9 protein-coding genes are annotated in these 13,213 nt (G+C 51.9%); 7 read left to right on the top strand and 2 right to left on the bottom strand.

Annotated elements, in window-relative coordinates:
* The first annotated feature begins 95 nt into the window (after positions 1 to 95).
* The 4 genes from ACTRC3_RS10525 (at position 96) to ACTRC3_RS10510 (ending at position 7,964) form a co-directional block, all read left to right on the top strand.
* The gene (locus ACTRC3_RS10525; RefSeq protein ID WP_440323032.1) at positions 96 to 623 is read left to right on the top strand and encodes a hypothetical protein; all 528 of its coding nucleotides are present in this window, start codon (positions 96 to 98) and stop codon (positions 621 to 623) included.
* Between the two features lies 1 nt (position 624).
* Entirely contained in the window at positions 625 to 2,562 is a 1,938-nt protein-coding gene (locus ACTRC3_RS10520) for a PD-(D/E)XK nuclease family protein (protein ID WP_440323031.1), read from the top strand.
* Complete coding sequence (gene addA / locus ACTRC3_RS10515) at positions 2,559 to 6,254, top strand: helicase-exonuclease AddAB subunit AddA (RefSeq protein WP_440323030.1); 3,696 nt, start codon at positions 2,559 to 2,561, stop codon at positions 6,252 to 6,254. The genes ACTRC3_RS10520 and addA overlap by 4 nt, the downstream gene beginning before the upstream one ends.
* A gap of 222 nt (positions 6,255 to 6,476) precedes the next feature.
* Positions 6,477 to 7,964, top strand: a complete 1,488-nt coding sequence (locus tag ACTRC3_RS10510) for an AAA family ATPase (protein ID WP_440323029.1) — start codon at positions 6,477 to 6,479, stop codon at positions 7,962 to 7,964.
* A gap of 89 nt (positions 7,965 to 8,053) precedes the next feature.
* Here ACTRC3_RS10510 and ACTRC3_RS10505 read toward each other — a convergent pair whose 3' ends face one another.
* The gene (locus tag ACTRC3_RS10505; RefSeq protein WP_440323028.1) at positions 8,054 to 8,905 is read right to left on the bottom strand and encodes a MurR/RpiR family transcriptional regulator; all 852 of its coding nucleotides are present in this window, start codon (positions 8,903 to 8,905) and stop codon (positions 8,054 to 8,056) included.
* Positions 8,906 to 9,065: 160 nt separating this feature from the next.
* Between ACTRC3_RS10505 and gnd the strand changes: the two genes are divergently transcribed.
* Positions 9,066 to 10,517 (top strand): decarboxylating NADP(+)-dependent phosphogluconate dehydrogenase, encoded by a 1,452-nt coding sequence (gnd, locus tag ACTRC3_RS10500; RefSeq protein ID WP_440323027.1) that lies wholly within the window; start codon positions 9,066 to 9,068, stop codon positions 10,515 to 10,517.
* Here gnd and ACTRC3_RS10495 read toward each other — a convergent pair.
* The gene (locus ACTRC3_RS10495; RefSeq protein ID WP_440323026.1) at positions 10,505 to 11,878 is read right to left on the bottom strand and encodes an MATE family efflux transporter; all 1,374 of its coding nucleotides are present in this window, start codon (positions 11,876 to 11,878) and stop codon (positions 10,505 to 10,507) included. The genes gnd and ACTRC3_RS10495 overlap by 13 nt on opposite strands.
* A 238-nt stretch (positions 11,879 to 12,116) precedes the next feature.
* Here ACTRC3_RS10495 and ACTRC3_RS10490 point away from each other — a divergent pair, with 238 nt between their 5' ends.
* Together ACTRC3_RS10490 and ACTRC3_RS10485 are read left to right on the top strand one after the other, a co-directional pair.
* Positions 12,117 to 12,368: a hypothetical protein gene (locus tag ACTRC3_RS10490; protein WP_440323025.1), complete on the top strand. Its 252-nt coding sequence runs from the start codon at positions 12,117 to 12,119 to the stop codon at positions 12,366 to 12,368.
* The gene (locus ACTRC3_RS10485; protein WP_440323024.1) at positions 12,355 to 13,062 is read left to right on the top strand and encodes a hypothetical protein; all 708 of its coding nucleotides are present in this window, start codon (positions 12,355 to 12,357) and stop codon (positions 13,060 to 13,062) included. Before ACTRC3_RS10490 ends, ACTRC3_RS10485 begins: the two co-directional genes overlap by 14 nt.
* Positions 13,063 to 13,213 lie beyond the last annotated feature (151 nt).

The following is a 13,213-nucleotide window of genomic DNA, read 5'->3' as shown; positions in this document are numbered from 1 at the left end:
TTATCTGTATCTGAATCTGACGAAGCCATCGGACCAGCTTTATCTTTCCTGTACGATGCTGGACAGCGGCGGCAAGGACGACAGCGCTCTATGAGTTGATTGCGAAAAAAGGAATTCAGGGCAGACTGGCGGTCTTTGAGGAACGTTTTAAACGGGAGAATAACCAGGTGCTGGCCAAGGAGTATCATCAGATATACGGAATCCTGATGGATTTGCTGGATAAGCTGGTGGATCTGCTGGGTGAGGAAGAACTGACCATTCGGGAGTATACGGAGATTTTGGAGGCCGGTTTTGCGGAGGTCAGGGTCGGCGTGATCCCGCCCGGAGTCGATCAGGTCATGGCCGGAGATATGGAGCGTACCCGTCTGAAAGACGTTAAGGTACTCTTTTTCCTGGGCGTCAATGAGGGCAGCGTTCCAAAGAATATGTCCCGGGCAGGTCTGTTATCGGATATGGAGCGGGAACAGCTTCGGATATCCGGTATGGAGCTGGCTCCGACAGCCCGGGAGCAGGGCTATATTCAGCGGTTTTATCTGTATCTGAATCTGACGAAGCCATCGGACCAGCTTTATCTTTCCTGTACGATGCTGGACAGCGGCGGCAAGGACGACAGCGCTCTATGAGTTGATTGCGAAAAAAGGAATTCAGGGCAGACTGGCGGTCTTTGAGGAACGTTTTAAACGGGAGAATAACCAGGTGCTGGCCAAGGAGTATCATCAGATATACGGAATCCTGATGGATTTGCTGGATAAGCTGGTGGATCTGCTGGGTGAGGAAGAACTGACCATTCGGGAGTATACGGAGATTTTGGAGGCCGGTTTTGCGGAGGTCAGGGTCGGCGTGATCCCGCCCGGAGTCGATCAGGTCATGGCCGGAGATATGGAGCGTACCCGTCTGAAAGACGTTAAGGTACTCTTTTTCCTGGGCGTCAATGAGGGCAGCGTTCCAAAGAATATGTCCCGGGCAGGTCTGTTATCGGATATGGAGCGGGAACAGCTTCGGATATCCGGTATGGAGCTGGCTCCGACAGCCCGGGAGCAGGGCTATATTCAGCGGTTTTATCTGTATCTGAATCTGACGAAGCCATCGGACCAGCTTTATCTTTCCTGTACGATGCTGGACAGCGGCGGCAAGGCGCTTCGTCCGTCCTATCTGATGAATGTGATGAAACGGTTATTCCCGGAACTGGAATTAAAGCAGGAGACGGTGCAGCGGGAAAACGGACTTCCGCGAACGGAACGGGAAGGCGTGCGTCTGTTGATTCAAGGGTTGAAGGAATACCGTGAAGGCCGGGGCAGCGCGCAGTTCTACGAGCTGTACCGCTGGTATGCCAGGCAGGAACAGTATGAGGAGAAGCTGGCACAGCTTCTGGACGGAGCCTTTTCGGCTCATCAGGACACGCGGCTCGGCAAGGCTGTGGCCCATGCACTGTACGGGACGGTGCTGGAGAACAGTGTGACCCGACTGGAGCAATACGCAGCCTGTGCTTACGCTCATTTCCTCATGTATGGCCTGAAGCTGTCCGAGCGGGAGCAGTACGAGTTTGCGCCGGTGGACATGGGAAATATTTTTCATGAGACGCTGGAGGCATTTTCGAAGAAGCTGGATGCCAGCGACTATACCTGGAGGACCCTGCCCCAGGAGGTGGCGGACGAATGGGTGGAGGAGTGCCTGGCTTCGCTGACCGTAGATTATGGCAATACGGTGCTGAACAGCACGGCCCGCAACAGCTATATGATTCGTCGGATGGCCCGGATTCTGAAACGGACGGTCTGGGCGCTTGGGGAGCAGATTCGAAAAGGGATGTTTACACCGGAAAATTATGAGATTTCATTTTCCGGCGTGTCGGATCTGGAAGCCATCAATATCGAATTATCTCCGGAGGAGCAGTTGAAGCTCCGGGGACGGATCGACCGGGTGGATACCTGCGAGGATGCGGAGCATGTGTATGTAAAGGTCATTGATTATAAGTCCGGAACTACGTCGTTTCAGCTGTTGGCGCTGTACCATGGACTGCAGCTGCAGCTGGTGATTTATCTGAACGCGGCCATGGAGCTGATGAAGAAGGAGCATCCTGACAAAGAGGTACTCCCGGCTGGCGTACTGTATTATCAGATACAGGATCCGGTACTGGATACGGATGGAGAGGAAGCGGATGTGACAGCCCGGGTACTGGAGAAGCTGAAACCAAATGGGCTTATCAATGGGGATCCGGAGATTATTAAGCGCCTCGATCAGTCTATGCCGGGACGGTCACAGGTGCTGCCCATTGCTTATAATAAAGATGGTTCCCTGCGTGCCGGTTCTCCGGTGGCCAGCGGCGAACAGTTCGCGGCACTTTCACGTTATGTCAACCGAAAAATCCGGAAGATTGGCTCAGAGGTGCTGGATGGCCGGATGGACGTGAATCCATACGAACTGAAGGGGAAGACGGCCTGCGATTACTGCGCCTACAGCGGCGTCTGTGGGCTGGACAGCAAGACCGGGGGCTTTCACAGGCGGAGACTGCCTATTTTCGGGGATGATGAAATCTGGAAGCGGATAAAGGAGGAAGAACTGTGAGCGTCAGATGGACCGAGGAACAGAAAAAAGTCATTGATGTGAGAAATAAAAATGTGCTGGTTTCTGCGGCTGCCGGTTCCGGTAAGACGGCGGTTCTGGTGGAACGGATTCTTTCTCTGGTCTGCGGAGAGGGCGAGGACGAAAAACCGCTGGATGTGGACCGGCTTCTGGTGGTGACCTTTACGAAAGCCGCTGCGGCGGAGATGCGGGAGCGTGTGGGGCTGGCTCTGGAGAAACGGCTGGAGGCGGATCCGGAAAATGAACATCTGCAGAAGCAGCAGACGTTGATTCACAGCGCGCAGATTACCACCATTGACAGCTTCTGCCAGTATGTGATTCGAAATTATTTTCATCAGATTGATCTGGATCCGGCGTTCCGTATCGGGGACGAGGGCGAGCTGAAGCTATTGAAAGGTGATGTGGTGCAGGAGCTTCTGGAGGAGCATTACGGCGCCGAGGATCCGGAAGAACGGGCAAGATTCACGGAATTTGTGGAGGTCTATGCCACCGGAAAGAGCGATGTGGCCATTGAAAATCTGATTTTGCAGCTCTATGAGTTTGCGGTGAGCTATCCCTACCCGAAGCGATGGCTTGCGGAGTGTATGGAGCCTTATAGGGCGCAGACGGAGGAAGAGCTGGATCGTAGTCCCTGGATGCAGTTTTTGATGAATTATGTAAACCGGACATTTGCGGATCTGGAACAGGAAATTCGGAGAATGCTGGATATCTGCCATCTGCCTGGTGGACCTTATATGTATGAGGATGCGGTACAGGCGGATTTGCTTCAGGTGCAGGAGCTTCTCGGCTGCCGTGGTTATGAAAACATCCGGGAGCGGTTGACGGATCTTTCCTTTGCGCGGCTTTCCACAAAGAAGGATCCGAATGTGGAAGAAGAACGGAAGAATCAGATTAAGGCCTTTCGGGAGAGTATGAAAAAGAGCCTGAAGGATCTGAAAGAGAAGTTTTTCAATCTGCCCCTTACCGGTGTACTGGATGTAATTCAGAAGGCGGCTCCGACGACGGCGGTGCTGCTTTCCCTGACGGCGGAATTCGCAGATCGGTATCAGGAGAAGAAGCGGCTTAAAAATCTGGCGGATTTTCCGGATCTGGAGCATCTGGCACTGGAGATTCTGGTGGAGGATGTGGAGACCGGAGAGGATAGCAGGATGAAGATTGTGCCGACCGACGCGGCGCGGGAGCTGTCTGCCCGGTACGCACAGATTATGATTGACGAGTACCAGGACAGTAACCTGATTCAGGAGATTATTCTAAACAGCGTAAGCCGCGGACAGGGCATTCCCAATGTGTTCATGGTGGGTGACGTGAAGCAGAGCATCTACCGGTTTCGTCTGGCCAGGCCGGAGCTGTTTATGGAGAAGTATCATACTTATCCGCAGAGTGATGAGGCGGCGGAGATTCGGATTGATTTGCATAAGAATTTCAGAAGTCGGAGAGAGGTGCTGGAGGGGACGAACGATGTCTTCGAGAAGCTGATGACGGAAGCCGTGGGCGGCATCACCTATGACAGCGCGGCAGCGTTGTATCTGGGAGCGGAGATGCCGGAGCCGGAGAGTGGAATTAACGTGCCAGAACTGTTATTGTTAGAGAAAAACAAGGATTCCCTGCCCGAGACAGAGGACACGGACCAGGCCGAGCTGACCGACCGGGAACTGGAAGCCCATGCGGCAGCCGAATGCATCCGCCGGGTCATGGCGGAGGGAAAAGTCTGGGATCGGGATGCCGGAGCTTTTAGATCAGTGCGCTATGGGGATATTGTGATTCTGCTCCGCAGCCTGACCGGCTGGGGTGATGTGTACGCCCGGGTATTGAACGCGGCGGGTATCCCGGCCCATACGGAATCCAGGACCGGATATTTTACCACGATAGAGATTCAGACCCTGTTGAATCTTTTGCGTATCGTGGATAATCCCAGACAGGATATCCCGCTGGCGGCGGTAATGAAATCCATGATCGGCGGCTTCACGGATGTGGAGTTGGCAAAAATTAAGAGCGCGTATCCGGATGTGAAGTTTCATGAGGCGTGCAGAAAGTATGCAGAAGAAGGAAAAGCAGATAGCGCTGAGACTGACGAGGATAAATCGGAATTTGTAAATTTAGAAAGAGAAACTATAGAAGTACAAATCCAGGAGAAACTTCAGACCTTCTTCCATAATCTCCGCACCTACCGCGAACATGCCGAATTCCTCCCCATCCATGAACTCATCGAGGAGCTTCTCAGGATCACCGGCTACGGCGACTACCTGGCGGCGGAGCCTGCGGGAGCCCAGCGGGAGGCCAATGTGCGGATGCTCATTGAGCGAGCCATTGCCTTTGAGAAGACCAGCTACCGGGGACTGTTCCATTTTGTAAGGTATATGGAGCAGCTGCAGAGCTATAAGGAAGACTTCGGCGAGGCCGGTATTCTGGGTGAAAATGAAAATGCGGTTCGTATTATGACCATTCACAAGAGTAAAGGTCTGGAATTCCCCGTTGTCATCGTGGCCGGACTTGGCAAGAGCTTTAACCGGCAGGATATCCGGAGCCGGGTCGTGATTCACCCGGAGCTGGGCGTAGGCGTAGATTGGGTGGACGCCGAGCTTCGTACCCGCACCGCCTCGCTCCCCAAACGGGTGCTGCAAAAGGCTCTGGATCTGGAGATGCTGGGAGAGGAGCTGCGCGTCCTCTATGTGGCATTTACCAGAGCGAAGGAAAAACTGATTCTGCTGGGCAGTGCGGCAAAGCTGGAGGAAAAGATGGGAAAAAGCCTGTCTTTTCGCACGATTTCCACGGCAGGAACTTACCTGGACTGGGTGCTTCCGGCTGTGGCGGGAAGTGGGGAGAGTCCCTTCGAAGTAAAAACAGTGACACTGGAAGGTCAGACGGAAGAAGCGCTGATCCGGCAGATGGAAAAGGAAGAACAGTGGGAGATTTTCGCCCACCCGGAGAAGCTTCCGGGAACAGACGAGGAGTATGCGAAGCTTCTGGAGAAACAGCTGTCCGACACTTACCCATGGCAGGAGGACATCACCCTGCAGGGCAAGTTCAGTGTATCAGAATTGAAGAAAATGGGACAGACGGAAGAGGAGGATGCGGATACCCTTCTCTATCCGGCGGAAGAAATTGTGCCTTATATTCCGCGGTTTATGTCAGAGAAGGAACCGATCAGCGGAGCAGCCAGAGGTACGGCTTATCACCGGGCTCTGGAATGTCTGGATTTCCGGGAATTGTATCATTCGGAAAAGGTGAAGGAAGGACTGGCGCGGCTGGTGGAAGAGGGGCGGATGACGCAGGAGCAGGCGGACGTGGTACGCCCCTACGATATCTATGCCTTTGCACGGACGCCGTTGGCGAAGCGCATGAGCGCAGCTCGGGCTCGGGAAGAATTCCATACAGAGCAGCCCTTCGTAATCCGGATGCCCGCCCGGGAGCTTGAAATCGGCTGCGGAAGCGACGAGCCGGTTCTGATCCAGGGAATCATTGACGCCTGGTTTTATGAAAAAAATGAAAATGGGGAAAACGAGATTGTGGTTGTGGATTATAAGACCGATTTCGTGAAAGACGGTGGAGAACTTCTGAAAAAATACAAAAAGCAGCTGGATTATTATCAGCTGACCCTGGAGCGGCTCACCGGAAAACGGGTAAAGGAGAAGATTATTTATTCCTTCTGCCTGGAAGAGGAGATACATGCATAGTAAGGATCCTGTATACAGCTAGCCCATCTCTACGAGCCCAGCCATAACACCCGGTTTAAGGCTTATCTGGACAATCAGATGCCGGGATGGAGCGAGATTTTGGGCTTTCTCCGGTTGAATCCACAGAATGAATTGTGTATAATGAGCGGAGAAAGAACGTCAGATGGCGGTTTGATTCGACACAAACTGCTCATTACGAAAGATAGATAAAGGAGTAACAACATGCCAGTATTTGATTTTAACAGCGCCCCTGCGGGAGCGCCGAAGGAGCCGGAGTGTACCTATACCACATATCGTACCAATGCGGGAGAAGCCAGCCCGGAGAAGCCGATTCTTGTGCTGGACAATAAGAGACGCCAGTGGAAGCATCATTCCTGCGGCGTATTTACCAACCCGGCCAAGCAGACGGCCTTTGAATTTAAGGAAGAGGATGGAAAATTCAACGCGGATATTCTTCTGATAGACGCCCGTTTTGTAAGTCTGATCAAATGGCTGGGCGAGCATCAGATTCATGTGCGCCTGTCTGGCACCAACCGGGAGGATGGTTACGCGGTATACAGGATCCGTGAGACAGCCTTTGGCGGCGGAACCAAGCTTTCCGCGGAGGATGGTTTTTTACAATTCATGATCGATCGCCTGTTTGCCAGCAATGCGCCTTCGGAGGAGGAGACGGACGAAGATCGGGACGAGGTCGGCGACGATATGAAGCTGACCAGCCTTCAGAGTATCACGGATTTCATGACCTGCGCAGGCCGTACCCTGCCGGACAATATTCAGCTCTGGGCCAGAAGAAATCTGGCTGTGGCCCGCTCCCATGAGGTATCGCCTGAGGAGAAGCGCCACGCCCAGAGAGCCCTGTCCATCATGATGAATATTCAGTGGAAGAGTAATTATTTTGAGGCGATTGATCCGACAGAGGCCCGCAGAATTCTCGATGAAGAGCTCTACGGCATGGAGAAAGTAAAGCAGCGCATTATCGAAACAATTATACAGATTAACCGTACCCATACCCTGCCCGCCTATGGCCTGCTTCTGGTGGGACCGGCCGGAACCGGAAAATCCCAGATTGCCTATGCGGTGGCGCGGATCCTGAAGCTGCCGTGGACGACCCTGGATATGAGTTCCATCAACGATCCGGAGCAGCTGACCGGAAGCTCCCGTGTATACGCCAACGCGAAGCCGGGTATTATCATGGAAGCATTTTCCATGTCGGGCGAATCCAACCTAGTATTCATCATCAATGAGCTGGACAAGGCCAACGCCGGAAAGGGCAACGGCAACCCGGCGGATGTGTTGCTGACGCTGCTGGATAACCTGGGCTTCACCGATAACTATATGGAGTGTATGGTGCCCACCGTGGGCGTGTACCCCATTGCCACAGCAAATGATAAGAGCCAGATCAGCGCGCCGCTGATGTCCCGGTTTGCGGTGATTGATATTCCGGATTATACGGAGGAGGAGAAAAAGGTAATCTTTTCCAGATTCGCGCTGCCGAAGGTACTGAAGCGGATGAGCCTCCGGGAGGACGAGTGTATCGTGACGCCGGAGGGCCTGGACGCGGTCATTGCCAGGTATGCGGATACCACCGGTATCCGTGACCTGGAGCAGGCGGCGGAGCATATCGCGGCCAACGCACTGTACCAGATCGAGGTCAATCGAGTAAAAGCCGTGCAGTTTGACGCGCAGATGGTGAATGAACTGCTGGGATAATTGATAATTTCATAAAGATTTTCAGACGAAAGATGACGCAGAGCACCCGGGAACGGGGAAACTGCGTCATTTTAATCTAAGAAACAAACTTAATTTTCTCTGGTATAGGAAATCGCGTGCCGGATCTTTTTCAAGGATTCGTGGGCTCCTTCTTCATTGTGGAACATGATCATCACAAAAAGAGCGTCCATGATGCACAGCTGCGACAGGCGGCTGGACAGAGATTCCGAGCGCCAGGTAATCTCCTCCGCTGTGGATACCAGCACGATATCTGCCATTTTGGCCAGAGGGGAAAGTGGGTAACTGGTCAGGACGATAAGCTTCGCCCCGTTTTCCTTCGCAAGCTTTGCGATAGCCTGCGTATCCTTGTTGAGGCCGGTATGGGAAATGAGAAACGCGCAGTCCTTTTCCGTGAGCAGACCCGCATTCATCAGCTGCAAATGATAATCCGAAGTATACCCGCAGGGGATGGGGCTTCGCAGAAACTTGTGGTAGCTGTCGAAAGCCACAGCATTGGAGCCGCCGATACCGAAAAACCAGACCCGGTCTGCACTGCTCATGAGAGCGGCGGCCTTCTGAAACTGCCCGCCCTGGGCAATATGCCGGGTATCCTCCAGAGCCTTGATACTGGAGTCGAAGACTTTCTGCAGCATGGCGTCCGGGCTGTCCTGTTCGGAAATCTTCTCATGGATGGAGATTTCGGAATCAAATTCCTCAGTCAGCAGATTGACTTTGAAGTCCTTAAAACCGTCGTAGCCCAGTTTTTTGGTAAATTGATAGACGGTAGAATCAGCGACTCCCAGATTGTGGGCCAGATCGCTGATGCTGCTTCGGGAAACCAGCTTGATGTTGGCAAGAATATAGTCGGCAATTTGTTTTTCTTTTGGGTTCATATCGCGGTAAGTACTTTTAATCCGCATTTTTACAGTAAGATGATTCATGGCAGTCTCCATTTTCCGTACATTCTTTTTTAAGAGTAGCATAAAAAAATGATTCTGTAAATCGAAAAAAGTTTTTTTAGGAATATTATTTACAAAAAAATATTTTTCTGATATAGTGAGGACACAAAAAGAAAATACCATGGAAAGAAGGAGAATTACGATGAAAAAGGCGGATATCGGACTGATTGGACTGGCGGTTATGGGCGAAAATCTGGTGATGAACATGGAATCCAGAGGTTTTACCGTGGCGGTATATAACCGCAGTACAGAAAAGGTGGACAATTTTGTAAATGGCCGTGGAAAGGGAAAGCATATCATTGGCTGTAAAAGTATCGGGGAGCTGGTGGAGAATCTGGAGCGTTCGCGCAAAATCATGCTGATGATCCGCGCCGGAGAAGCTGTGGATCATATGATTGCGCAGCTGGTACCGGTGTTGGAAGAGGGCGATATCATCATTGACGGCGGCAATTCTTATTTCAAGGATACGATTCGAAGAACCAGGGAGCTCACGGAAAAAGGACTCTGCTATATTGGAACCGGCGTGTCCGGCGGCGAGGAGGGCGCTCTTCACGGTCCCTGTCTGATGCCGGGCGGCAACCCACAGGCCTGGGAGGCAGTCAAGCCGATTTTTATGGCCATCAGCGCCAGGGTAGAAGACGATGTGCCCTGCTGTGAATGGATTGGCGGCGATGGAGCGGGTCATTTTGTAAAGATGGTTCATAATGGAATCGAGTATGGCGATATGGAGCTGATCTGCGAGGCCTACCAGCTCATGCGCGACGGTTTGGGCATGACGCCGGATGAGATGCACGAGGTCTTCGCAAAGTGGAATGAGACGGAACTTGACAGCTATCTGATGGAGATTACCCGGGATATTCTGGGCTTCCGGGATGAGAAGGGCGAAGCTGTGGTCGATCAGATTCTGGATACGGCAGGCCAGAAGGGAACTGGAAAATGGACCAGCGAATCTGCGCTGGAGGAGGGCATTCCGCTGACGCTGATCAGCGAGGCAGTGTCGGCCCGCTGCGTGGCTGCCCGGAAGGAGGAGCGCATGGAGGCGTCCGCTGCCTACGGAAGAAAATGCGGAAAAATCACAGAAGACAAAAAAACTTTTGTAGAACAGATTCGAAAAGCCCTTTACGCCGCAAAAATCATTTCCTACGCCCAGGGATATTCTCTGATGAAAACGGCTGCGGAGCATTATGGCTGGAAGCTGAACTACGGCGATATCGCGCTGATCTGGCGGGGCGGCTGTATCATTCGAAGCGTGTTTCTGGGTAAAATCAAGGAAGCCTATGATAAGAACCCGGAGCTGCCGAACCTGATTCTGGATCCGTATTTCAAAGAAGCTATCGAATCCTCGCTGGAATCCTGGAGAAAGGTGGTAGCTGCAGGCGCAATAAACGGAATTCCGCTTCCGGCCATGAGCGCGGCTCTGTTTTGGTTCGACAGTTATACCTGTGAAAACCTTCCGGCCAATCTGCTGCAGGCCCAGAGAGATTATTTCGGCGCGCATTGCTATGAGCGGATTGACAGCCCGAGGGGTCAGATGTTCCATACGAACTGGACCGGACATTCCGGAAGTACGGCAGCCGGAAGCTATAACGTCTGATTCTGCTTCATAGATTTTAATTCTGGCAGAACCGTCAGCAGCATTACAAGGAAGCACAGACTTCCACCGATGACATTGCTGACAGGCTCTGCCAGGAAGACACCGTCGGTGCCGAGCCTCAGTCCGTAGGGAAGAAAATAGGTTAGCGGCACGACAATGATGACTTTACGCAACAGAGAGAAGAATACAGCCTGCTTCTTTTTCCCCAGAGATTTGAACATGGTCTGGCCGATGTACTGGAGCAGCATGAAGATGAAGGCTGAAAAGTATAGTTTCAGGGCCGGAATGGTATCAGTCAGAAGGCTGGCATCGGAGCTGAAAATACTGATTAAAAAGTGAGGAGCGAAAAGAATCACAAGCCACATACTCAGCGTATAGATAAGTGCCATTACAGCCATAGTAATACTGGCCTGTTTTACCTGCTCCGGTCTGCGTGCACCGTAATTGTAGCTGATAACAGGTGAGGAGCCCTCTGTCATGGCATGGATAGGGGTTTCTACCATTTGCCGGATACTGGAAATGATCGTCATCACAGAGATGTAGATGTCTCCGCCGGTCACGGCAAGCACACTGTTGCAGCAGATGCTGACCAGGCTGTTGGTGATCTGCATGATAAATCCGGCAGTTCCCAGACTGACGATATTGGTTGCGCAGGATCCGCAGTGCCGGATCTCTTCCGGGGTCAGAAACCGGATTTTGAATTCCGCTTTTTTACGAAGAAAATACAGAACAAAGGAAGCTGACAGAAATTGAGATATAATGGTAGCAATGGCTGCGCCGGGAGCGCCGAGTCTGAAGATAAAAATGAAAACCGGATCCAGAATCAGGTTGGCAGCGGCACCAATGACGACAGATAACATACCGGTCGTGGAATACCCCTGGGCGTTGATGAAAGGGTTCATCCCTGTGGTGAGCATGGAGGGAAAGGTTCCTAAAAGATAGATCATCAGATAGGGGTACGCGTAAATGAGCGCACTGTCGGACGCTCCGAACAGCACCAGAATCGGCCGGGCGAATGCAAGACCGACTGCCATTAAAACCAGAGCGCAGACGGACAGCAGAAAGAACGCGGTATTGAGAAGCATGCCCGCCTGTTCCGGATCCTTACGACCTCGCGCAATGGAAAACAGGGGCGCGCCGCCGGTGCCGAAGAGATTGCTGAAGGCCGTGATGATGACGATGATCGGGAAGCACAGACCCACAGCACCCAGAGCGGCGGTTCCCACGCCCGGGATACGGGCGATGTAGATACGGTCTACAATATTATAAAGCAGAGTCAGAAGCTGCGCCACCAGCATGGGCAGGGCGGCCTGCAGGATATTTTCGGTTATTTTTCCATTTTCAAAATCAATGCGTTTCATTTTATAAATCACCTCAGAGAAAAATCGGGAAGCAAAGCAGCAGTGTGGAAGCTCGGCTTTCGGCATTTAGTATAGCACGCTTTTTTTCATTGGAAAATAGAAGATTTGGAAATACCGTGTTCAGAAATACAGTTTCAGAAACACAGAGCAGTCCGGTGAAATCTCAGTATTTACAAATGAATAAGGAAATAGTATGCTCTGATATAGGACGGTTTCGTCTGTATGGGAGAGATTTACAATGAGTGAAGTTACCAATTACATGGATTTACACGATTTTTGCGTATTTTCATACGATTTCGTCACTTTATCTGCTGTATTTCTTCTCCTGGACCATCACATCGGTGGCGGAGATCCTGTACTTCGTATACACCTGGCGGAAAATGGTGAGGGAAGGGCAGTTATAAGGCGGGCTCCGGGAAATGCGTCCGCGGGGCATGTGAATGAGACGGCAGAGAACGAGAATTTGAGGAACAGCTATGGAAAATTTTGAAGAGAATTTATTTTTAAAGGCCAATCTGGAAAAAGAAATTCCGATCCTGCGGGCGCAGATTCAGAATCTTTACGAGCAGCTTGACCGGAAATTCCATCTGCAGGGGGCGAAGGTGCCGATTACCTTCGGTATGGACACAGACTGCCTGGGCTCTTATACCCGGGGCAGCCACAATGAGAAGGAGCATTTTCATTTTTCTCTGCTTTTTATCGGCTATGCGGTGAAGAATCCGCTGAGCAAAGAGGACCGGACGGATCTCTATCGCCACGAATACGCGCATTACATGCAGTATCATATGGCGATTCCGAAGCAGTATCAGTGGCAGCCCGGGACCCACGGCAGCGCCTGGAAATACTGCTGTTCCCTGGTGGGCGCCGCGCCGACGCCCTATTATAAAGCGGGCGAGGCGTTGATGAAGCATAATTATGAGAAGGCCCTGAAAAGCCCGATTCACGATAAGACGGTTCCCCTGCGGGATCGATACCGACGGGAGCAGGAGCATAAGAAGACCAGGGACAGCGTGATTCAGTATGAGATCGGCGAGCTGGTGGCCCATCCGAAATTCGGCCATGGCAGGGTGGAAAAGGTGGAGCAAAAGACGGGTTCGGTGAATCTGCATATCCGGTTTGAGGACGGGGTGCGTAAGATTGATCAGAAGTGGCTGATTCGGTCGAAATATCAGAAAAAAGGATGAAAGATAGAAAAAAGGAAAAGCATGACGCAGAGTTTAGAGAAACTTTCCGTCATGCTTTTTATAAATGGATTTATTTTATTTCAAAAGCTCCTTCAAATCCGCCTCCGGCGTCGTAACCGGCGCGATGCCGAAGTGCTCCACCAGATAATTC

Origin of the sequence: Laedolimicola sp., from assembly GCF_051972735.1 — a bacterium.
Lineage (GTDB): Bacteria > Bacillota > Clostridia > Lachnospirales > Lachnospiraceae > Laedolimicola > Laedolimicola intestinihominis.
Note: the sequence above shows the minus strand (reverse complement) of the source record. Positions and strands in the feature narration are given on the sequence as shown.